Source organism: Variovorax sp. PAMC 28711 (assembly GCF_001577265.1).
In the GTDB taxonomy this organism is placed as follows: Bacteria; Pseudomonadota; Gammaproteobacteria; order Burkholderiales; family Burkholderiaceae_C; genus Variovorax.
The window spans coordinates 3,889,988-3,911,157 of the sequence record NZ_CP014517.1; the positions used below are offsets into that span (position 1 = coordinate 3,889,988).

Here is a 21,170-nt window from a genome sequence, read left to right on the forward strand (position 1 = left end):
TTATTTGGCGGGCGGAACGTCCGGCCTCGGCGCGGCCGCACGCGGCATCCGGATGTGCGCGGCCAGGCCGCGTCCCGGTGTGCTGGTGAGCGCGAAGGTGCCGCCCATGCGCTCGATGTTCTTCGCCACGATCGACAGGCCGAGGCCTGCGCCCGCCGCCGAGGTGCGCGCCGCGTCGCCGCGAAAGAAGGGCTTGGTCAATTGCGAGAGCAGGGCAGGCGCGACGCCCGCGCCGTGGTCGCGCACCTTGATGAGCACCGCGTCGTTGTTCGCCTGCGCCTGGATGTTCACCTCGGCCACGCCGCTGTCGGGCGACTTGCCGTAGCGGCGCGCGTTCTCGACCAGGTTCGAGATCACGCGCTGCAGCTCGACCTCGTCCGCCATCACGCGCAGGTCGGCCGGCACGTCGACCTTGATGACCATGTCGTCATGGTCCTGAACAGCGTAGGTGCACGCGTCGATCACGTCGCGCAACAGCACCGGCTTGAAGTCGACGTGGTCGGGCCGGGCGTAGTCGAGGAACTTGTCGATGATCGAGTCGAGCTGCTGGATGTCGGCCGCCATGTGATTGCGGGCGTCTTCGTCGGCCACGCTCATCTCGGTCTCGAGCCGCAGGCGCGCCAGCGGCGTGCGCAAATCGTGCGAAATGCCGGCCAGCATGATGGCGCGGTCCTGCTCGATCTTGGCGAGCTGATCGGCCATGCGGTTGAAGCCGACGTTCACCGCGCGAATCTCGCTGGTGCGCGCGTTCTCGTCGAGCCGATGGGCCTCGTATTCGCCTTCGCGCACCTGCCGCGTGGCACGCGACAGCTGCTTGAGCGGCCGGTTGATGAAGCGCGTGATGAGCGCCGCCCCCGCGAGCGACAGCGCCATCGCGGTGACGAGCCACACCAGCCAGGTGCGCCCGCCCACGCGGCTGAAGCGTGTTGGGTCGAGCAGCAGCCAGTAGTTGTCGCTCTCGATGGTGAAGCCGATCCACAGCCCCGGCTCGTCGTTGACGCGGCTCGCCACCGTGGTGCCTTCGCCCAGCTGGTCGATCAGCTCTTCGGTCACGCGCTGGTCGAGCGCGCCGCTGCTGTAGGGCACGAAACGGTCGACCGGTTCGCGCGGCAGGATGCGCACACCCTCTTGGTCGGCCAGCGTCTTGATGAGCGACACGCGGGTGATCGCGTCGGAGTAGACCAGCGCGGCGCGCGTCAGGTTCACCAGCGAGGCGATCTGGTGGGCGGTCTGGATGGCACGGGGTTCGTATTCGAGCGCACGAAAGGTCTGCAGCCACGCGAAGGTGCAGCCGAACAGCAGCAGTGCCAGCAGGAAAAAAGTACGCCAGAAAAGATTGAAGCCGACCTTCAGCCGGTTTTTGCCGCGCCGCTGCAGCGACCCCTCGAGCGGGCTCGGCATGGTGACCGCCGAGCCGTCGTCGGTCAGCGGGTTCGGCAGGGTCGAGTTGGGGCCGAGGGCCGCCACAGGATCAGGTCGTGCCGTCCGGCACGAACACGTAGCCGACGCCCCAGACCGTCTGGATGTAGCGCGGCGCCGCGGCATCGGATTCGACCAGTTTGCGCAGGCGCGAGATCTGCACGTCCAGGCTGCGGTCGAACGGTTCGAACTCGCGGCCGCGCGCCAGCTGTGCGAGCTTTTCGCGCGACAGCGGCTGGCGCGGATGCCGCACCAACGCCTTCAGCATGGCGAATTCGCCGGTGGTGAGCGACAGCTCTTCGCCATCTTTCTTCAAGGTGCGCGAGCCGAGGTCGAAGCTGAACGGGCCGAAGTTGACGGTTTCGTTGTCGGTCGACGGTGCGCCGGGCGCCTCAAGCGGCGGACGGCGGCGCAGCACGGCGTGCACGCGGGCCAGCAATTCACGCGGGTTGAACGGCTTGCCGAGGTAGTCGTCGGCACCCACTTCGAGGCCGACGATGCGGTCGACGTCTTCGCCCTTGGCGGTGAGCATGATGATCGGGGTGCGATCGTTGGCGGCGCGGAGCCGGCGGCAGACGGAGAGGCCGTCTTCACCCGGCATCATCAGGTCGAGCACGATGAGGTCGACCGTGTCGCGCAGCAAGATCCGGTTGAGTGCCTTGCCGTCTTCGGCCACGATGACCTCGAAACCTTCTTGTGTCAGGTATCTGCGCAGGAGGTCCCGGATCCGGGCGTCGTCGTCAACGATCACGATCTTGTCGGTGCGAGCGGGGTTTTGATTCATTTCTACAACATTGAATTTGTAACAGCGCCGATTCTGAAGGACGGGGCAGCCCATTGAGCCGGTTTTGCGAATGGTTTGACACTAAGTTACAAAACTTGCGGACGCATGCCGTCGCGTCGTTTTGGCTTTGCATTGCGATGGCACAGTGGCTTCATCGTTTGACGCCGCTTCATGAAATTGACCCTTCGCACTTTCCCTCTTTTGCTCGCCGGCCTGTGGCTTCCGGTCTGCGCAGCGCAGGGCAGTTGGATGCAGTTGACCGATCAGCGGCGCAACGCGTTGCGCGGCGCGGTCGAGGCGCATCGGGCATCGCAGCGCGAAGAAGTGCGGCGTGAAGAAACCGTGGCGGGGCGTCGCCTGACTGCCGCCGAACTCGCGGAATTGCGCGAGCAGGTGCGCCAGCAATGGGCGCCGCGCGGCGAACAGGTGCACGTGGTCCCGTTGCCAGGACAAGACCACGGCACGGCGACCGCGCATGGAACGCTGGTGCCGGCAGCGCGTCTGCAGCGTCCCTGAGCCAGCGCCGCCCTTTCGGGCACCATTCACCTTTTCGTACGGGAGATTCTTGTTTTGAACGCTATTAAATGGATGGCCGCTTGTGCCGTGTTGACAGGCGCGACCGCCACTTTTGCCCAGAATGCGCAGTGGACGCCGCCGCAGAACGTGCTGCAGCTGCAGGCGAACGGCACGGTGGAAGTGCAGCAGGATCTGCTCAGCATGACCCTGTCGACCACGCGCGATGCGCCGGACGCTGCCACCGTCCAGACGCAACTCAAGACCGCGCTCGACGCTGCGCTGACGGAAGCCCGCAAGAACGCGCAGCCCGGCCAGCTCGATGTGCGCACCGGCAACTTCAGCCTCTCGCCGCGCTACACCCGCGAAGGAAAGATCAACGGTTGGCAGGGAACCGCAGAGATGATCCTCGAGGGCCGCGACTTTCCGCGCATCACGCAAACCGCCGGACGCATCACGACGCTCAACGTCGGCAATGTCGGGTTCGGCCTGAGCCGTGAGCAACGTGCCAAGGTGGAGGGCGAGGCGCAAACGCTCGCCATCGACAACTTCAAGCAGAAGGCCGCCGAACTGGCCAGGGGTTTCGGCTTTGCCGGCTACACGCTGCGCGAAGTGGCGGTCAACGCCAGCCAGAGCAACCCGATTCGCCCGCGGATGATGGCGATGGAAGCCAAGGCGATGTCGTCGGCCGACAGTGCGGTGCCGGTCGAGGCCGGCAAGACCAGCGTCGTGGTCGACGTGTCGGGCTCGGTTCAGCTCAAGTAGCCGTTGCGGTTCAGCCGGCATCCGGATGAATTAGGATGGTCGAGGCCTTCCTCTGCACCCCGATTCGCCCTGCTTTTATGACCGCTCCGACCCGCCATTTCATCCCCTGCGAAGACGCCGCCGGAGGCCATCGCATGGCTTGGTGGCAATGGGGTAGTCCGGAGAGCGCGCACGTCGTGGTGTGCGTCCATGGCTTGACGCGGCAGGGTCGCGATTTCGATGTCCTTGCGCAAGCGCTGGTCGATCGCGCCGGGGGCGATCTTAGCGTCGTGTGTCCCGACATTGCGGGCCGCGGCGAGAGCGATTGGCTTCGCGATCCGATGCTGTACCAGTTGCCGCTCTATGCCGCGGATGTGCTCGCGATGATTGCCGAGCTGCATCGCGTGCACCCGATCGGCGTGCTCGACTATGTGGGCACCAGCATGGGCGGGCTGATCGGTGTGGCGATCGCCGGGAGTCAGCATGCGCCGTTGCCGGTGCCCATCCGCCGCTTCGTGATCAACGACGTCGGCCCGGCGCTCGATCCGGTGGCGCTGCAACGCATCGGCGCGTATGTCGGGCAGGGCGGTCGCTACGCGACGTTCGATCAGGCCGCCGATGCCTTGTGGGCGCTGTCGACAAGCTTCGGTCCGCATTCGACGTCCGAGTGGCATGCGTTGTCGCGCCACATGGTGGTGCCGGCGGCGCAGCGCAGTGCGGACGGCCGTAGGAAGGTTGCTGCGGCGGGCCCCGACGACGGCGCTCTGGTGCTTCACTACGACCCGGCCATTGCGCAGGCGTTTCGCACGATCACCGCCGAAACCGCTGCGCAGGGCGAGGCCGTGATGTGGGCGCTCTACGATGCGGTCGACGCCCGAACGCTGGTGACCCGCGGTTCAGAATCCGACTTGCTCTCGCGGGAGACGGCGACTGCGATGACCACGCGCGGCCCGCGCGCGGCGCTGGTCGAGTTCGACGGTGTCGGGCATGCGCCGACATTTGTGGCGCCTGACCAGAGCGCGGTCGTCGCCTCGTTCATTCTGGGTTGAGCGACCCTCGTTCTTTCTTGAGTTTTCAGGTCGTGTCCGAGCCCGTTGTTGTCGACTATCCGTTGTCCGCGGCCACAGCCGACAGCGTCCCCGTGATCGAGCACATGCTTGCGCGCGCCCGGGCGTTCGCCGAGCCGCTCATCGCCGACGAGACGCTCGACACCGGCGAAAACACGCTCGCCCATGCCGATGCCGTCGCGGCGATCGTGGCTCACATGGGCGGCTCCGAAGCAATGCAGGCGGCGAGCTATCTTGTCTACTCCTGTCAGCACCTGAACCGCCCGCAGGAAGTGATCGCCAAGGTCTTCGGCGACAACTTCGCCGCGCTGGCCGTCGAGACGACGAAGCTGGTGCATGTACAAAAGCAGGCCCGATCCGCGACGCTCGGCGCCCATCACGCAGAAGGCGCAGGCGCACAGACCGAAAATGTGCGAAAGATGCTGCTGGCGTTTTCGCGCGACCTGCGGGTGGTCATGTTGCGGCTCGCGTCGCGCCTGCAAACGCTGCGCCATGCCGCAGCCTGCAAGACGCCTGTCGCCGAAAGCGTGGCGCGTGAATCGTTGCAGGTGTTCGCGCCACTCGCCAACCGCCTGGGCATCTGGCAGGTCAAGTGGGAAATCGAAGATCTTTCGTTCCGCTTCCTGGAGCCGCACACCTACAAGTTGATCGCGCAACTGCTCGACGAGAAGCGCGTCGAGCGCGAAGGTTATGTCGAGCATTTGCGCACGCGGCTCGAGCGGGAGCTCAATAACGAGGGCGTGCAGGCCACGGTGCAGGGACGGCCGAAGAACATCTACAGCATCGTGAAGAAGATGCGTGGCAAGTCGCTCGACTTCGCGCAGGTCTTCGACATCCTGGCGTTGCGCGTGGTGGTGCCCGACGTCAAGGATTGCTACGCTGCGCTGGCCTGGGTGCATTCGCACTTCCAGCCGATCGATGAAGAGTTCGACGACTACATCGCGCGGCCCAAACCCAACGGGTACCAGTCGCTCCATACGGTGGTGCGCGCGGTGGTCGACGGCTTGGTCAGCAAGCCGATCGAGATCCAGATTCGCACCGAGCAAATGCACGACCACGCGGAGCACGGCGTGGCGGCGCACTGGGCCTACAAGGAAGCGGGCCACAAGGGCTACGCAGGCGTGTGGGCGAGCGGCGAATACGACGCGAAAATCGCCGTGCTGCGCCAGCTGCTGGCCTGGGAGCGCGACCTGTCGGGCGGCCTGCAGGGCCAGGGACTGTTCGACGATCGCATTTATGTGCTGACGCCGGACGCGGCGATCGTCGAACTGCCGCAGGGCGCAACGGCGGTCGACTTCGCCTACACCGTGCACACGAGTCTCGGCCACCGCTGCCGCGGCGCGCGCATCGACGGCGCCATGGTGCCGCTCAACACGCCGCTGCAGAACGGTCAGACCGTCGAGATCGTCGCGGCCAAGGAAGGCGGGCCCTCTCGCGACTGGCTCAATGCCGAGCTTGGCTATCTCGCGAGCCATCGGGCGCGCGCCAAGGTGCGGGCCTGGTTCAACGCGCAGATCACGCACGAAACCGTGGCGCGCGGACGCGATGCCGTCGAGAAGGTGCTGCAGCGCGAAGGCAAGACAGCGATCAGGCTGGAAGACCTCGCTTCGCAGCTCGGGTTCAAGTCCGCCGAGAACCTGTTCGAAGTGGTGGGGAAGGACGAGTTCTCGTTGCGCAACATCGAGATCCTGTTGCGCCCGCCCGAGCCGCAGCCGGGGCAGGACGACGGCGCGCTGATCCGCAAGTCACGCGGCAGCGAAAAGGCCGCCAAGGGTGGCGTGCTCGTGGTGGGCGTGTCCTCCTTGATGACGCAGTTGGCCAAGTGCTGCAAGCCGGCACCGCCCGATGCGATCGGCGGCTTCGTCACCCGGGGCCATGGCGTCAGCGTGCATCGCTCGGATTGCAGCAACTTCCGTTCGATGGCCAGTCAGAACGCCGAGCGCGTGATCGATGTGGAATGGGGCGTCTCGAGGCCCGAAGAAGGCGTTGTCTATGCGGTGGACGTGGCCGTCGAAGCGTCCGATCGCCAGGGCTTGCTGCGCGATATTTCGGAAGTGCTGACGCGCGAGAAAATGAACGTCATCGGCGTGCAGACCCAGTCGCTCAAGGGCACGGCGTGGATGACGTTCACCGTGGAAATCGCCGATGCCGCGCGCCTCGCGCAGGTGTTGAAAGTGGTCGCAGCAGTGCCCGGAGTGCGATCCGCACGTCGTCGCTGAAAATGCAGTGATTTCTCCTGCTATAATCGTGCTCTCGAATGCATCCTTAGGCGCGTAGCTCAGCTGGTTAGAGCACCACCTTGACATGGTGGGGGTCGTTGGTTCGAGTCCAATCGCGCCTACCAATTTCCCGGTTTTCACACACACGGTTCCGGCTGTGCCGGTCCAGCACCGTGTGTTGTGCAATAAGCCCCGCTAGGTCCCTCGGCCTGGCGTTATGTCTTTTGGTAGGACATTTCTTTCGCCCCGGGTCTGCGATTTTGGACATACTCTGTATCAAATGTCCGCGACTCATCCTGAATCTCCCTTGACTGCTGCAGTCGCTGTTGAAACCGCATTGGAAGAGTTGCGACTCGCGGCGCTGTTGCGCCAGGCGCCACTGGAATTCGCACGTGTGGTTTACGGACTGAATGACCGTGCCAACGGTCGCGCGGGCACCATGGCCGCAGAAGAAGTGGCCAGGACGGTTCGGCAGGGCGTGCCGGTGACCCGTGATCGTGCGGAGCAGCGGGCTCGGGCGTACTTGCCGGTCGCCGGTCACGAACACTGCCCGCGATGCTGGGTTTTCAACGGCATCAAAAGTCCATTGCATTACCGGGAGCCGACCGAGAGTCGTCCCGAGTCGGCGGCGTGCAAAGTGTGCGGTGCCGAGTACGCCAGCGCGCTTGACTGAGTGATTTTTCTGCGTTTTGCCGGTCAGGGTAAACCTTGGCGCAGTGCAGCAAAACTGCTCTCTAGAATCCTCTGGGCAACATGGATTTCCATGTGAAGGAGTCGCAGTGCAGAGCAAGAAGTCCGGTAGCAAGCCGGGGCAGCGCGTGATCAAGAAGTACCCGAACCGAAGGCTCTACGACACGGAAACATCCACCTACATCACGCTGACGGACATCAAGAAGCTCGTGATGCAGTCCGCACCGTTCGTGGTGCTCGATGCCAAGAGTGGCGACGACCTCACGCGGAGCATCCTCCTTCAAGTAATTCTCGAAGAAGAGGCAGGCGGTGCGCCGATGTTCACCGAGCAGGTACTCGCCAGCATCATCCGGTTCTACGGACAGACGATGCAGAGTTACATGGGGCCTTATCTGGAAAAGAACATTCAGGCGATGACCGAAGTACAGGCGCAATTGGCCGACAAGTCCGAGGGCTTGACGCCCGAGATGTGGTCGCGTTTCATGACGCTGCAGTCCCCGATGCTGAAAGGCTTGATGGGCAACTACGTCGAGCAATCGAAAAACGTTTTCCTGCAGATGCAGGATCAAATGCAGAAAAATACCGAACAAGTCCTGGGTGCCTTTGGCCTCAAGCGCCCTTGAACCCTGCCCGTCCTGCGATAGCTGGGACAATAGGGGTATATGAGCGAAGTTGTTTCCCCCGAACGCACGGCCATGCCGGCGGCCCCCAAAGTCGGTTTTGTGAGCCTGGGCTGCCCCAAGGCACTGACCGATTCCGAATTGATCCTCACGCGGTTGAGCGCCGAGGGCTATCAGACCTCCAAGACGTTCGAAGGTGCCGATCTTGTGATCGTGAACACTTGCGGCTTCATCGACGATGCGGTGAGAGAAAGTCTCGACACCATCGGTGAAGCGCTGGCGGCCAACGGTCGCGTGATCGTCACCGGTTGCCTCGGCGCCAAGAGCGGCGAGGCCGGCGGCAATCTGGTTCGCCAGATGCATCCCAGCGTGCTGGCGGTGACCGGCCCGCACGCGACGCAGGAAGTCATGGACGCGGTCCATGCCAATTTGCCGAAACCGCACGATCCGTTCATCGACCTGGTGCCGGATGCGTTCGGTATCGCCGGTCTCAAGCTCACGCCGCGCCACTATGCATATTTGAAGATCAGCGAAGGCTGCAATCATCGTTGCACCTTCTGCATCATTCCTTCGATGCGCGGCGACCTCGTCTCGCGGCCGATCGGCGATGTGTTGAACGAGGCGAAGGCGTTGTTCGAAGGCGGCGTGAAAGAGCTGCTCGTGATCAGTCAGGACACTTCGGCGTATGGCGTCGACACCAAGTACCGCATGGGTTTTTTCAACGGCAAACCCGTCAAGACGCGCATGCTGGATCTGGTGCGCGAACTGGGTGAAATCGCCGAGCCGTACGGTGCATGGGTGCGCTTGCATTACGTGTACCCGTACCCGAGCGTTGACGATGTGATTCCGTTGATGGCGAGCGGTCAGGTGCTGCCGTACCTCGACGTGCCGTTGCAGCACAGCCACCCCGATGTGCTGAAGCGCATGAAGCGCCCTGCGAGCGGCGAACGCAATCTGGAGCGCATCGCACGATGGCGCGAGGTATGCCCCGAACTGGTGATCCGCAGCACCTTCATCGCCGGTTTTCCGGGCGAGACCGAAGAAGAGTTCGAGCACTTGCTCGACTTCATCCGCGAAGCGCAGATCGATCGTGCGGGATGCTTCGCCTACAGCCCGGTCGAAGGTGCCACTGCCAACGACATTCCGGGGATGCTGGCGACGGAAGAACGCGAGACGCGCCGTGCGCGTTTCATGGAAGTCGCGGAGGCGGTGTCGATCGCGAAACTGCAGCGCCGGATCGGCGCCACGATGCAGGTGCTCGTGGACGCCGCGCCGGGTCTGGGCCGCAAGGGCGGCGTCGGCAGGACCTATGCCGATGCGCCTGAAATCGATGGCATCGTTCGGCTGTTGCCCCCCGAAAAGATCAGCAAGACGTTGAAAGTCGGTGAGTTCACCAAGGCCCGGATCGTCGGCGCCGAGGGTCACGATCTCATCGCGCTGCCTGTTTGATGTTGCAGTTTCCGCAAGCCGAACAGGCAACAAAAAAGCCACCGGAATACGGTGGCTTGGATTGCAGAACCCCGAAGGGTTCTTACTTAAACTTGGTGCCCAGAAGAGGACTCGAACCTCCACGATGTTACTCGCTAGTACCTGAAACTAGTGCGTCTACCAATTCCGCCATCTGGGCCCACATGTTGCAAGTAACTTGCAACATGTTTTGAATTTCAGGAAAGAAGGAGATCATATCAAAAATAATGGCACCCCCAGCGGCTTGCTGGATGAGATTGAAGGAACAGTCCAAGGACATCGCGATGGGCACGGCTTCGTGCAGCGCGACGACGGCGAGGGCGACATCTATTTGCCGCCCAACGAGATGCGCGCCGTGTTGCACAAGGACCGCGTCAAGGCGCGTGTCGTGCGGCAGGACCGCCGAGGTCGGCCCGAGGGCCGTGTGGTCGAGATCATCGAGCGCCCGGAGCAGCCGATCATCGGCCGCCTGCTGCACGAAGGCGGTATCTGGCTCGTCGCGCCGGAAGACAAGCGCTACGGTCAGGACGTCCTGATTCCGAAGGGCGCGACCGGTCCCGCCAAGGTGGGGCAGGTGGTCGTGGTCCAGCTCACCGAGCCGCCCGCGTTGTTCGGGCAGCCGGTCGGTCGCGTGAAGGAAGTGTTGGGCGAGATCGACGATCCCGGCATGGAAATCGAGATCGCCGTGCGCAAGTACGGCGTGCCGCACGAGTTCTCCGAAGCGGGCCTCGCAGAGGCCAAGGCGCTCCCCGACAAGGTGCGTCCGCAAGACAAGAAAGGCCGCATCGATCTCACCGATGTGCCGCTCGTCACCATCGACGGCGAAGACGCGCGCGACTTCGACGATGCGGTGTACTGCGAGCCCGCCAAGGTCGGTCGCGGCAAGGGATGGCGTCTGCTCGTGGCCATCGCCGACGTCAGCGCCTATGTGCAGACCGGCTCGCCGATCGACATTGACGCCTACGACCGCGCGACCAGTGTTTACTTCCCGCGGCGGGTCATCCCGATGCTGCCCGAGAAGCTGTCGAACGGCCTGTGTTCGTTGAATCCTGAAGTCGAGCGACTCTGCATGGTCTGCGACATGCTGGTGGCAGCGGACGGCGAAATCTACGCCTACCAGTTCTACCCGGCCGTGATGTTCAGCCACGCACGCTTCACGTACACCGAGGTGGCCGCAATCCTCGGTAACACGCGCGGCCCCGAAGCAGCCAAGCGCAAGGACCGGGTGAAGGATCTGCTGAACCTCTCGGACGTCTACAAGGCGCTGCTCAAGCAGCGTGCCAAGCGTGGCGCGGTCGACTTCGAAACCACCGAGACGCAGATCGTTTGCGACGACGCGGGCCGGATCGAAAAGATCGTGCCGCGCACCCGCAACGAAGCACACAAGATCATCGAGGAAGCGATGCTCGCCGCCAATGTGTGCAGTGCCGACTTCATTGACGGCAGCAAGCATCCGGGCCTTTTCCGCGTGCATGAAGGCCCGACCACCGAGAAGAAGGAAGTCCTGCGCGGCTATCTCAAAGCGATGGGCGTGGGTCTGTCGATCACCGAGGATCCAAAGCCGGGCGAGTTCCAGGCGATCGCCGAGGCGACGAAGGAACGGCCCGACGCGCAGCAGATCCACACGATGCTTCTGCGCTCCATGAGCCAGGCGATCTACACGCCGATCAACAGCGGCCACTTCGGTCTGGCCTACGAGGCCTACACGCACTTCACCAGCCCGATCCGTCGTTATCCCGACCTGCTGGTGCACCGCGTGATCAAGGCGATCCTCAACAAGCAGAAGTACACGCTGCCCATGTTGCCGACGCCAGGCGAAGCCCATGCCAAGCTGGCCAAGCGCCTGGCTTCACGTGTCAAGGCGCCGAGCAACAAGCCGACCAAGGCGACCGTCGCGCCGACGAAGGAAGTGCAAGCGTGGCAAGCCGCCGGTCTGCATTGCAGCGCGAACGAGCGGCGCGCCGACGAGGCCAGCCGCGACGTCGAGGCATGGCTCAAGTGCAAGTACATGCGCGAGCACCTGGGCGAGGAATACGGCGGGGTGGTCAGCTCGGCCACGACCTTTGGCATCTTCGTCACGCTCGATGCGATGTACGTCGAAGGTCTGGTGCACATCACTGAGCTGGGCGGCGAATACTTCAAGTTCGACGAGATGCGGCAAGAACTGCGCGGCGAGCGCACCGGCATCCGTTACGCCATCGGCACCCGCGTGCGGGTGCAGGTAAGCCGCGTCGATCTCGACGGTCGCAAGATCGACTTCCGCTTGGTGCGCGAGGGCGAAGACCTCGCCTCACGCCCCATGAAGGACAAGGGCGTCGCGCCTGCGGGCACGCCGACCAAGGCCTCCGGCAAGCGCGGCAAGGGCGGTGGTGGACACAAGGAAGCGCATCACCACGCCGAAGCGTATCCGTCGCATGCGCCTCGCGTGTCGGCCGAGCAGGTCGCGGCGCCGGTGGCGCAGACCGCGATGCAGGCCTTCAAGTCCGCGGTCAAGAATGCGACCAACAAGATGAAGGGGCGCAAGCCGCGCCGCCCCTGAGCGAACGACACCTTCCAAGGAGACAAGAAAACATGAGCATCGATAAAAATGTCGCGCGCATCGCGATCGTGACCGGAGCCGGCACTGGCATCGGCAAGGCCGCCTCGCTGGCCCTGCTGGCCGATGGGTGGAGCGTGGTGCTGGCCGGCCGCCGGCCGGAGCCGCTCGAACAGGTGGTCGACGAGTCGGGTGCAGGTGGCCGGGCTCTGGCCGTGCCCACCGACGTCGGCAACCCCGATTCGGTCAAGGCGCTGTTCGCCGCAGCGGTCGAGCGCTTCGGGCGCGTCGACCTGCTGTTCAACAACGCCGGCACCGGCAATCCGCCGGGTCCGTTCGAGGACTGGACGCCAACACAGTGGCAGGGCGTGGTCGACATCAACCTCAACGGGATGTTCTATTGCATTCAGCAGGCCTTCCGCACGATGAAGGCGCAGTCGCCGCGGGGTGGCCGCATCATCAACAACGGGTCCATCTCTGCGACGACGCCGCGTCCGAATTCGATGGCCTACACCTCGACCAAGCACGCGGTCGAAGGCCTCACCAAAACAGCATCGCTCGACGGGCGCAAATACGACATCGCCGTGGGACAGGTCGACGTGGGCAACGCAATGACCGAGCTCGCATCGCGCATGGCGACCGGTGTGCCGCAGGCCAGCGGCGAACTGGCGATCGAACCGTTGATCGACGTGAAGATCGTGGGTCAATCGGTGCTTTACATGGCGAACCTGCCGCTCGACGCCAACGTGTTGTTCCACACGATCATGGCGACCAAGATGCCGTTCGTGGGACGCGGCTGAGTCGCGGCCGTTCTCAGGGGCGCTGCCCGCGCGCCAGACTGCCGGCAGTGAGCGGCATGTCGATCGGCCACCGATCGGCGAGCTCCCCGTGGTGCCAGACCGCTTCGCACGCGGCATCGAAAGCAGGCCGGCCGGCCGCGAGCGCCGCGCCGACCATACCGGCGAGCACGTCGCCGGTGCCGGCTGTGGCGAGGCGGCCATTGCCCGTGAGGTTGACGACCGGCGTTGTGCCGTTGTCGGCGATCACCGTGCCCGATCCCTTCAAGACGACCACGCCGAATCGCGCGGCCAGCAGGCGCGCTGCCGCCAGGCGGTCCGATTGGACTTGCGCCGCGGAAAGCCCGAGCAGCCGTGCGGCCTCGAGTGGATGCGGCGTCAGCACCGTGGGCCGCCCGCGCTGCGCGCGCGCTTCGAGCAGCTGTTGAAGGCCCGTGTCGGCTGCGATCGCGTTCAACGCGTCGGCATCCAGCACCAGCGACGCAGCCGTCGAGAGCACACGCGGCAGCAGGGTGCGGATGGCATCGCCACCCCCGCAGCCGCACACGACAGTCGTGGTGGAAAGATCGAGCGATGCGGCATCCCGCAGCATCAGTTCAAGTTGCGACACGTCGACCGTGACGGCCGTGCGGTCGAGCAAACCAACCAGCACGCGCCCCGCGCCGCCATGCAACGCCGCCGAGCCGGCCAGCAACGCCGCGCCCGCCATGCCATGCGCGCCCCCGATCACGGCGACGTCGCCGTAGGTGCCCTTGTGCGAAGCATGGGCGCGGGGACTTCGGTGCGGCGCGCCGGACAGACGGGCCGCAGGTACTTCGTCGAAGGTGGTGCCATCGAGGTTGTCGAGCCACACCTCGCCTGCGGCGTCGCGGCCCTGCGCTGTGAACAGCCCCGGTTTCACGGTGAGGAGGCTCAGGCAAAAACGCTTTGCGGCCGCGCCCGTCGTGTCTGCGTGCGGCATGGTGAACGCCTCCGGATACGCGCCCGTGTCGGCGTTCAGGCCGGACGGCACATCGACACTCAGCAGCGGAGCTGGCGCGCAGCGCATCCGATGCAACCACTCGGCCATCACGCCCTCGGGCGCACGCGTCGTGCCGATCCCGAGCAGCGCATCGATCGCGAGGTCGTGCTGTGCCGGCGCGGCATTCGCGAAGTTGACGCCGGCGCCCCGTGCACGACGCAGCGATGCCAACGCGTCGGTCGGCAACCGCGACTCGTCACCACAGAAAGTGACGATCGGTGCCCAGCCGCACTGCTGCAGCCGCGCCGCCGCCTCGAATCCGTCGCCGCCGTTGTTGCCCGGACCGCAGGCGATCCATACCGTGCGTGCGTGCGGCGCGATGGCCATCGCGAGACGCGCGACCGCAAGGCCGGCGCGTTGCATCAGCGCGTGGGCGGGGAGGGTGGCTGCCAGTGCCTGCTCGATGCGCCGCGTGGCCGCGATATCGAACAGCTCGGCGATGGTGTGGGGCGTGATGCGTTGCATGGACCGGCCAGTGTGCAGCGTCGGCGCCCCGCGCTCAATGCGCGAGCATCAGACGTTCGACGCCGAGGCCTTCGAGGTCGACGCCGGGATCGCGCCCGCCCACCAGATCGGCCAGCACGCGCGCGCTGCCGCACGAGAGCGCCCAGCCGCTCGATCCGTGCCCGAGGTTGAGCCACACGCCGGGAATGCCGCTGGCGCCCAGCACCGGCGGGCCGTCCGGCAGCATCGGGCGGGCGCCTTTCCACTGCTGGACGCCGGACTGCAGCGTGACGGCCCCCGGGAACCAGTCATGCAGCACCTTGTAGAGCGTCTGCAGCGCCGCCGGACTCAGCGCATCGGGCACGCCGCCGATTTCCGCACTGCCGGCCACGCGCACACGCAGGCCGAGCCGCGTGATCGCCACCTTGAAGCGTTCGTCCATGACCGCGCTGCGCGGCGCGTTGAGCGGCTCCCGGATGTTGGCGCTGATCGAGTGGCCGTAGACCGGCGCAAGCGGAATGCGCAAGCCGAGCGGGCGCAGCAACTGGGCCGACGCGAGACCTGCGCACACGATCACCGCGTCGTAGCGCACAGCGTCGGAGCCGCCGGCCAGCTGCAGCGACGTCGGTGCCGCGCGGTTCAGCGGGGCGAGGTCGCAATTGAAATGGAACTTGGCACCGAGCGCTTCGGCTTCCCACTTGAGGAGCAGTGCGAACTGGCGGCAGTTGCCCACCTCGTCGTCGGGAAGATGGATCGCGCCGGTGAGCGAGGTGTCGGTGTTGAGCGCCGGCTCGATGCGTCGGGCCTCGTCGGCATCGACCTCGCGGAACACGGTGCCGGCCGCGCGCAGCACGTCGAGGCCGGGCTGCACCAGCTTTTGCTCGCGTCTGGAGCGCAGCAGCACAAGGTAGCCATCGCTGCGCTCGTAGAGCATTTCGCTGGCTTCGACGATTTCATGCAGCCGCGTCCGGCTGTAGAACGCGAGGCGCTGCATGCGGGTGCGGTTGGCCAGGTAGGTTTCGAGCTTGCAGGCTTTCTGCCAGCGTGCCATGAAACCGATGTCGCGCGCGGCCAGCGGCCAGCGCACCTTGATCGCGCCATGCCTGGACAGCAACGACCGCAGCACCTTGCCGCGCATGCCGGGCGCGGCCCACGGCGTGACGTAGCCCGGCGCGACCACGCCGGCATTGGCAAAGCTGGATTCTTCGGCGGCAGCGCCACGGCGCTCGAACACGGACACCTCGTGCCCGTCGGACGCCAGTTCCCAAGCGGTGGTGACGCCGATGATGCCGGCGCCCACGATCGCGATTTTCATTGGATTCGGAGAGTGAAGAAGCGGCGCAGCAACGTGCGCCAATCCGCGAGGATAGACGAGGCGTCTGCCCCTTGCTGACGCTTCGGAGTCGGCGTGCGGCAGCGTTGCAACCACGCCACCGTGGTCGGGCGCGAAGACTATTTTTTCTGCAGGCTGCTTTCGATCTGCAGCGACACGGCGAGCACCGGGTCGTCGTGCAGCGCCGCGTGCCAGACCATCAGGCCCACCGGCAGTTCGCCCTTGACGTGACAAGGGAGCGACAGCGCGCAGCCGTCCAGCATGTTGACGACGGACGGATTGCGCAGCAACAGGGCGTTGACCCGAAAAAACGCATCATCGCGCTCTGCGCCCGGTGCGACGCTGGCGATCGGGGGCGCCGTGATCGGCACCGTGGGCGACAACACCGCATCGAAACGGTCGAGCTTTTGCGCGACGCCGCGGATCCAGGCGCGTCGTGCATGCACGAGATCGATGTACTCGTGCGCCTTCATCGTCGCGCCCTTCAGGATGCGCTGTGCCACGCGCGGGTCGTAGCCGGCGCCGCTGCGTTCGAGCAGCAGGCGATGCCATGTGTAGGCCTCGGCCGCGGAGAAGCCGCCCGTGGCGTTGATCGACGAAAGCTCCGCCAGCTCGGGCAGTTCGATCTCTTCAATGCGAGCGCCTGCAGCGCGAAGCGTTTCGAGCGTCCGTTCGAAGGCGACTGCCACGGCAGATTCGATGGCGTCGAAAAACAGGTTCTTCACGACAGCCAGCCGATAGGCGGCGAGCGGCGCATTGCCGGCCGTGACCGTGCGACTGGCCAGGATTTCGTGCGTGGTGATCGCATCGCGCACCGAGCGCGTCATGGCGCACACGGTGTCGAGCGTGTTCGACAGCGGCAGGGCACCCTCGGTCGGCACCAGCCGTGCAGTGCTTTTGAACCCGACGATGCCGTTGAGCGCCGCGGGAATGCGGATCGAGCCGCCGGTGTCGGAACCGAGACCGATGAAAGCCGCGCCGGTCGCCACCGACACGGCAGCGCCCGCCGAGGAGCCACCCGGGACGCGCGCAGTGGTCGTGTCGCCGGCGTTGGCCGGCGTGCCGTGGTGCGGATTGACGCCGACGCCGGAGAAGGCGAACTCGGTCATGTTCGTGCGACCGATGAGCGCGCCGCCGGCGGCGCGCAGCCGGGCAACGGCGGTCGCGTCGACTCTGGCAGCGGGCGCGTGACTCAACACGATGGAACCGGCGGGCGTTGGCTGGCCCGCTACATCGAACAGGTCCTTGACGGAAAAGGCCAGACCGGCCAGGCGACTGGCAGGCGCGGCTTGGAGCGCGGCCGCGCGCGCGGCGGCAAAGTCGGTGCGGGTGAAAACGTGTGCGCAGAGCGCGGAGTCGGCTGCTTCGATGGCGCGGTCCATTTCGGTGTGTGCGTCGGTGCGGCCGGACTGGACGAGGCGGCGGGTGGCGTGGAGGTCGTTCATGGGCTGCGGCATGGCGCGCGAGGGTGCTGGAGCAAGGGAAAACGAGGGTGGCCGTGCTACACTCCTTGGGTTTCGCCGATCGGACAACGGCTTTCGTTGTGCCGGCTCGAAACGTATCCGCAAACCAGCCCCCTCAAGGTGTTGTGGCCTTTTTCGAAGGTATCGAAAAGGGATGCAAAACGGGCTGGATTTTAGACCCAACCTTTGGAGTAATTTCAATGTCTACCACCATGCGCGAAATGCTGGAAGCCGGTGTCCATTTCGGTCACCAAACCCGCTTCTGGAATCCCAAGATGTCGCCGTTCATCTTCGGCCATCGCAACAAGATTCACATCATCAACCTGGAAAAGTCGCTTCCGATGTTCCAGGACGCGATGAAGTACGCCAAGCAGCTCACGGCCAACCGCGGCACGGTGCTCATGGTCGGCACGAAGCGCCAGGCCCGCGAGATCGTCGCCGCTGAAGCACGCCGTGCCGGCGTGCCGTTCGTCGACACCCGCTGGCTCGGCGGCATGCTGACCAACTTCAAGACCGTCAAAACCTCGATCAAGCGTCTGAAGGAAATGAAGGCCCAGCAGGAAATCGGCCTCGACGCGCTCAGCAAGAAGGAACAACTGACCTTCTCGCGCGAAATCGCCAAGCTTGAAAAAGACATCGGCGGCATTCAGGATATGACCGCGCTGCCGGACGCCATCTTCGTGATCGACGTGGGCTTCCACAAGATCGCGGTGGCCGAAGCCAAGAAGCTGGGCATCCCGCTGATCGGCGTGGTCGACTCGAACCATTCGCCTGAAGGCATCGACTACGTGATCCCGGGCAACGACGACTCGTCGAAGGCCGTCACGCTGTACGCCCGCGGTATCGCCGACGCGATCATCGAAGGGCGCAACAGCGCGGGTGGCGATGTGGTCAAGGCCGTTGCCGAAGGCAGCAGCGACGAATTCGTTGAAGTCGAAGAAGGTGCATCGGCCTGATCGACGCTCTCGCGAGCCTGAAGAAGGGGCTTTGGTGCCCCTTTTTTTTAACCTGATTTTTTGAGTGACGGAGATAGAAAAATGGCTGCAATCACCGCAAGCATGGTCGGCGAACTGCGCGCAAAGACCGACGCGCCGATGATGGAATGCAAGAAGGCCCTGACCGAGGCCGAAGGCAACATGGAGAAGGCCGAAGAACTGCTGCGCATCAAGCTCGGCAACAAGGCGGGCAAGGCATCGGGCCGCATCACGGCCGAAGGCGTGGTCACGGCATTCGTCGACGGCGACGCCGGCGGCATGATCGAGATCAACTGCGAAACCGACTTCGTGACCAAGAACGACAGCTTCCTGGCGTTGGCCAACGCCGCTGCCATGCTGGTCGCGAAAAACAATCCGCCCGACATCGCCGCGCTCGGCGCGCTACCGTACGCGCAAGACGGCTTCGGCCCGACGCTCGAAGACGTGCGCAAGGGCCTGATCGGCAAGATCGGCGAGAACATGAGCTTCCGCCGCTTCAAGCGCTTCGCCGGCAACGGCAAGGTCGCGTCGTATCTGCACGGCACGCGCATCGGCGTGATGGTTGAATTCGAAGGCGACGACGCTGCCGCCAAGGACGTCGCGATGCACATCGCGGCCATGAAGCCGGTGTCGATCTCGGCCGCCGACGTGCCAACGGAGCTGATCGAAAAAGAGCGTGCCGTTGCCGCCGGCAAGGCCGAAGAAGATCGCAAGACCGCTGAAGCCGAAGGCAAGAAGACGCAGCCGGCGGACATCGTTGCCAAGCGCATCGAAGGCGGCGTGCAGAAGTACTTGAAGGAGGTCTCGCTCCACAACCAGGCCTTCGTGAAGAACGACAAGCAGACCGTAGAAGCGATGCTGAAGGCCGCCGACACCACGATCAAGGGCTTTACCCTGTACGTGGTCGGCGAAGGCATCGAAAAGAAGGTCGACGACTTCGCAGCCGAAGTCGCGGCGCAAGTCGCTGCTGCCAAGGCGGCCGCGTAATTCCCGCTCTACACTCGCCCCGCCAACCTCAAAGGAAATCACCCATGTCAGAACCCCGCCCGGCCCACAAGCGCATCTTGTTGAAGCTGTCGGGAGAGGCGCTGATGGGTGAAGACGCCTTCGGCATCAACCGCGCGACCATTGTTCGGATGGTGCAGGAGATCGCCGAGGTGGTGAACATGGGCGTGGAGGTGGCGGTCGTCATCGGCGGCGGCAACATCTTCCGTGGCGTGGCGGGCGGCTCGGTCGGCATGGACCGCGCGACCGCCGACTACATGGGCATGCTCGCCACCGTCATGAACGCGCTGGCATTGGCCGACGCCATGGACAAGCAGGGACTGATTGCGCGGGTGATGTCGGCCATCGCCATCGAGCAGGTGGTCGAGCCCTACGTGCGGCCGAAAGCTTTGCAGTACCTGGAAGAGGGCAAGGTCGTGATCTTCGCGGCCGGTACCGGCAACCCGTTCTTCACCACCGACACGGCGGCGGCGCTGCGCGGCGCCGAGATCGGTGCCGAGCTCGTGCTCAAAGCCACCAAGGTCGACGGTGTGTACACCGCCGACCCTAAAAAAGACCCGACAGCCACGCGCTACGCGACGCTGTCGTTCGACGAAGCCATTTCCCAGAATCTCGGCATCATGGACGCCACCGCCTTCGCGCTGTGCCGCGACCAGAAGCTGCCGATCAAGGTGTTTTCGATCTTCAAGAACGGCGCGCTGAAGCGCGTCGTGATGGGCGAAGACGAAGGCACGCTGGTGCACGCTTGAGGAGTATTTCGAGATGACCATTGCAGAGATTCGCAGTGCGACCGACGCCAAGATGAACCAGTCGCTCGCCGCCTTCCAGAACAACCTGACCAAGATCCGTACGGGTCGCGCCAATTCGGCGCTGCTCGACTCGATCCATGTCGACTACTACGGGTCGCAGGTGCCGCTCGGGCAGGTGGCCAACGTGTCGGTGCTCGACTCGCGCACCATCAGTGTCCAGCCCTGGGAAAAGGGCATGGGCGCCAAGATCGAAAAGGCCATCCGCGAAAGCGATCTCGGGCTGAATCCATCGTCGATGGGCGACCTCATCCGCGTGCCGCTGCCCGCGATGAGCGAAGAGCGCCGCCGGGAAATGACCAAGCTCGTGCGCAACGAAGGCGAGGCCGCCAAGATCGCGACCCGCAACCTGCGGCGCGATGCCAACGAATCGGTCAAGAAGCTGGTCAAGGACAAGCTGGCGTCAGAAGACGACCAGAAGCGCGCCGAGGCCGATATCCAGAAGGTCACCGATCGCCACATCGCGGACATCGACCGGATGGTCGCGGCCAAGGAAGCGGAGATCATGGCCGTCTGATATGGCCAAGACGCCCGCGACGCCCCATCACATCGCCATCGTCATGGACGGCAATGGCCGCTGGGCCACGCGGCGGTTTTTGCCGCGCGTGGCGGGCCACAAGCAGGGCGTCGAAGCCCTCCGGCGCTGCGTCAAGGCCTGTGCCGACCGGGGCGTCGGCGTGCTCACGGTGTTCGCCTTTTCCTCCGAGAACTGGAATCGTCCGGTGGAGGAGGTTTCGGGACTGATGGACCTGATGGTGGGCGCGTTGGGCCGCGAAGTCCCGCGTTTGCGCGATGACGGTGTCCGGCTGCATTTTGTCGGCGAGCGCGGCGGACTCTCCGAAAAAATGACCGCTGGGCTGGTCCAGGCGGAAGCCGCGACGGCCCACAACACGCGCCTCATCTTCAACGTGTGCTTCAACTACGGTGGGCGCTGGGACATCGCGCGCGCGGCCGCCACACTCGCCGAACGCGGCGAGCTGCCGACCGAAGCCAATCTCGATCGTGCGATGGCGCTGGCGCATGTGCCGGACCCGGATCTCTTCATTCGCACCGGCGGAGAGCAACGCCTGTCCAATTTCCTGCTCTGGCAAAGCGCCTACGCCGAACTCGTGTTCAGCGACAAGCTGTGGCCCGAGTTCGATGAAGCGGCGCTGGACGAAGCCATCGGCGCCTTCCAGCGCCGTGAACGCCGTTATGGCAAGACCTCGGCGCAGGTGTCGACCGACACCGAGCGCAGCCGGCTGCCGGCCTGACCCGGCCGCGATCGT

At 64.8% G+C, this 21,170-nt stretch carries 19 protein-coding genes and 2 tRNA genes; 15 read left to right on the forward strand and 6 right to left on the reverse strand.

Annotated features, from left to right (window positions below; genetic code table 11):
* Positions 1-1,401: a sensor histidine kinase gene (locus AX767_RS18740; protein WP_068633894.1), complete on the reverse strand. Its 1,401-nt coding sequence runs from the start codon at positions 1,399-1,401 to the stop codon at positions 1-3.
* Positions 1,402-1,471: 70 nt separating this feature from the next.
* On the reverse strand, positions 1,472-2,203 hold the full coding sequence (ompR, locus tag AX767_RS18745; RefSeq protein ID WP_068632698.1) for an osmolarity response regulator transcription factor OmpR: 732 nt from the start codon (positions 2,201-2,203) through the stop codon (positions 1,472-1,474).
* A 171-nt stretch (positions 2,204-2,374) separates the two neighbouring features.
* On the opposite strand from ompR, the gene AX767_RS18750 reads away from it, so the two are divergent.
* The 8 genes from AX767_RS18750 (at position 2,375) to rimO (ending at position 9,505) form a co-directional block, all read left to right on the forward strand.
* Positions 2,375-2,719 carry a hypothetical protein gene (locus tag AX767_RS18750; RefSeq protein ID WP_156481087.1) on the forward strand — a complete coding sequence of 115 codons (345 nt, stop codon included), beginning with the start codon at positions 2,375-2,377 and terminating at the stop codon, positions 2,717-2,719.
* 72 nt (positions 2,720-2,791) lie between these two features.
* Positions 2,792-3,481, forward strand: a complete 690-nt coding sequence (locus AX767_RS18755) for an SIMPL domain-containing protein (RefSeq protein WP_068632700.1) — start codon at positions 2,792-2,794, stop codon at positions 3,479-3,481.
* Positions 3,482-3,558: 77 nt separating this feature from the next.
* Positions 3,559-4,509, forward strand: a complete 951-nt coding sequence (locus AX767_RS18760) for an alpha/beta fold hydrolase (protein WP_068632701.1) — start codon at positions 3,559-3,561, stop codon at positions 4,507-4,509.
* A gap of 32 nt (positions 4,510-4,541) precedes the next feature.
* Positions 4,542-6,746, forward strand: coding sequence for a RelA/SpoT family protein (locus tag AX767_RS18765; RefSeq protein WP_210392515.1), 2,205 nt, complete (start codon positions 4,542-4,544; stop codon positions 6,744-6,746).
* 48 nt (positions 6,747-6,794) lie between these two features.
* A tRNA-Val gene (locus tag AX767_RS18770) sits at positions 6,795-6,871 on the forward strand.
* 182 nt (positions 6,872-7,053) lie between these two features.
* Positions 7,054-7,419 carry a hypothetical protein gene (locus AX767_RS21105; protein ID WP_237288494.1) on the forward strand — a complete coding sequence of 122 codons (366 nt, stop codon included), beginning with the start codon at positions 7,054-7,056 and terminating at the stop codon, positions 7,417-7,419.
* 106 nt (positions 7,420-7,525) lie between these two features.
* Entirely contained in the window at positions 7,526-8,059 is a 534-nt protein-coding gene (gene phaR / locus AX767_RS18775; protein ID WP_068632703.1) for a polyhydroxyalkanoate synthesis repressor PhaR, read from the forward strand.
* Between the two features lie 39 nt (positions 8,060-8,098).
* Positions 8,099-9,505 carry a 30S ribosomal protein S12 methylthiotransferase RimO gene (gene rimO, locus AX767_RS18780; RefSeq protein ID WP_068632704.1) on the forward strand — a complete coding sequence of 469 codons (1,407 nt, stop codon included), beginning with the start codon at positions 8,099-8,101 and terminating at the stop codon, positions 9,503-9,505.
* 93 nt (positions 9,506-9,598) lie between these two features.
* Here the strand turns inward: rimO and AX767_RS18785 are convergent.
* Positions 9,599-9,683: transfer RNA gene (locus AX767_RS18785), tRNA-Leu, on the reverse strand.
* 84 nt (positions 9,684-9,767) lie between these two features.
* On the opposite strand from AX767_RS18785, the gene rnr reads away from it, so the two are divergent.
* Positions 9,768-12,062: a ribonuclease R gene (gene rnr / locus AX767_RS18790; RefSeq protein WP_068632705.1), complete on the forward strand. Its 2,295-nt coding sequence runs from the start codon at positions 9,768-9,770 to the stop codon at positions 12,060-12,062.
* Positions 12,063-12,094: 32 nt separating this feature from the next.
* On the forward strand, positions 12,095-12,859 hold the full coding sequence (locus AX767_RS18795) for an SDR family oxidoreductase (RefSeq protein ID WP_068632706.1): 765 nt from the start codon (positions 12,095-12,097) through the stop codon (positions 12,857-12,859).
* A gap of 13 nt (positions 12,860-12,872) precedes the next feature.
* On the opposite strand, the gene AX767_RS18800 is transcribed toward AX767_RS18795, so the two are convergent.
* The 3 genes from AX767_RS18800 to AX767_RS18810 all read right to left on the reverse strand — a co-directional run bounded on the left by AX767_RS18800 (position 12,873) and on the right by AX767_RS18810 (position 17,099).
* Positions 12,873-14,342, reverse strand: a complete 1,470-nt coding sequence (locus AX767_RS18800) for a bifunctional ADP-dependent NAD(P)H-hydrate dehydratase/NAD(P)H-hydrate epimerase (protein ID WP_068632707.1) — start codon at positions 14,340-14,342, stop codon at positions 12,873-12,875.
* A gap of 34 nt (positions 14,343-14,376) precedes the next feature.
* Positions 14,377-15,636 (reverse strand): D-amino acid dehydrogenase, encoded by a 1,260-nt coding sequence (locus AX767_RS18805; protein ID WP_068632708.1) that lies wholly within the window; start codon positions 15,634-15,636, stop codon positions 14,377-14,379.
* A gap of 137 nt (positions 15,637-15,773) precedes the next feature.
* Entirely contained in the window at positions 15,774-17,099 is a 1,326-nt protein-coding gene (locus AX767_RS18810) for an amidase (RefSeq protein ID WP_068633896.1), read from the reverse strand.
* 218 nt (positions 17,100-17,317) lie between these two features.
* On the opposite strand from AX767_RS18810, the gene rpsB reads away from it, so the two are divergent.
* From rpsB to uppS, 5 genes are all read left to right on the forward strand, one after another.
* Entirely contained in the window at positions 17,318-18,073 is a 756-nt protein-coding gene (gene rpsB / locus AX767_RS18815; RefSeq protein WP_068632709.1) for a 30S ribosomal protein S2, read from the forward strand.
* Between the two features lie 81 nt (positions 18,074-18,154).
* On the forward strand, positions 18,155-19,078 hold the full coding sequence (gene tsf / locus AX767_RS18820; protein WP_068632710.1) for a translation elongation factor Ts: 924 nt from the start codon (positions 18,155-18,157) through the stop codon (positions 19,076-19,078).
* Positions 19,079-19,122: 44 nt separating this feature from the next.
* Complete coding sequence (pyrH, locus tag AX767_RS18825) at positions 19,123-19,845, forward strand: UMP kinase (RefSeq protein WP_068632711.1); 723 nt, start codon at positions 19,123-19,125, stop codon at positions 19,843-19,845.
* Between the two features lie 13 nt (positions 19,846-19,858).
* Positions 19,859-20,419: a ribosome recycling factor gene (gene frr, locus AX767_RS18830; protein WP_068632712.1), complete on the forward strand. Its 561-nt coding sequence runs from the start codon at positions 19,859-19,861 to the stop codon at positions 20,417-20,419.
* 1 nt (position 20,420) lies between these two features.
* The gene (uppS, locus tag AX767_RS18835; protein ID WP_068632713.1) at positions 20,421-21,155 is read left to right on the forward strand and encodes a polyprenyl diphosphate synthase; all 735 of its coding nucleotides are present in this window, start codon (positions 20,421-20,423) and stop codon (positions 21,153-21,155) included.
* Positions 21,156-21,170: the final 15 nt, after the last annotated feature.

Coding starts and splice junctions, on each gene's coding strand:
- AX767_RS18805 (WP_068632708.1), bottom strand. CDS start 15,636: ATGAAAATCGCGATCGTGGGCGCCGGCATCATCGGCGTCACCACCGCT.
- AX767_RS18800 (WP_068632707.1), bottom strand. CDS start 14,342: ATGCAACGCATCACGCCCCACACCATCGCCGAGCTGTTCGATATCGCG.
- AX767_RS18760 (WP_068632701.1), top strand. CDS start 3,559: ATGACCGCTCCGACCCGCCATTTCATCCCCTGCGAAGACGCCGCCGGA.
- pyrH (WP_068632711.1), top strand. CDS start 19,123: ATGTCAGAACCCCGCCCGGCCCACAAGCGCATCTTGTTGAAGCTGTCG.
- rimO (WP_068632704.1), top strand. CDS start 8,099: ATGAGCGAAGTTGTTTCCCCCGAACGCACGGCCATGCCGGCGGCCCCC.
- rpsB (WP_068632709.1), top strand. CDS start 17,318: ATGTCTACCACCATGCGCGAAATGCTGGAAGCCGGTGTCCATTTCGGT.
- ompR (WP_068632698.1), bottom strand. CDS start 2,203: ATGAATCAAAACCCCGCTCGCACCGACAAGATCGTGATCGTTGACGAC.
- AX767_RS18750 (WP_156481087.1), top strand. CDS start 2,375: ATGAAATTGACCCTTCGCACTTTCCCTCTTTTGCTCGCCGGCCTGTGG.
- AX767_RS18740 (WP_068633894.1), bottom strand. CDS start 1,401: ATGCCGAGCCCGCTCGAGGGGTCGCTGCAGCGGCGCGGCAAAAACCGG.
- frr (WP_068632712.1), top strand. CDS start 19,859: ATGACCATTGCAGAGATTCGCAGTGCGACCGACGCCAAGATGAACCAG.
- AX767_RS18795 (WP_068632706.1), top strand. CDS start 12,095: ATGAGCATCGATAAAAATGTCGCGCGCATCGCGATCGTGACCGGAGCC.
- AX767_RS18810 (WP_068633896.1), bottom strand. CDS start 17,099: ATGAACGACCTCCACGCCACCCGCCGCCTCGTCCAGTCCGGCCGCACC.
- AX767_RS18755 (WP_068632700.1), top strand. CDS start 2,792: ATGGCCGCTTGTGCCGTGTTGACAGGCGCGACCGCCACTTTTGCCCAG.
- uppS (WP_068632713.1), top strand. CDS start 20,421: ATGGCCAAGACGCCCGCGACGCCCCATCACATCGCCATCGTCATGGAC.
- tsf (WP_068632710.1), top strand. CDS start 18,155: ATGGCTGCAATCACCGCAAGCATGGTCGGCGAACTGCGCGCAAAGACC.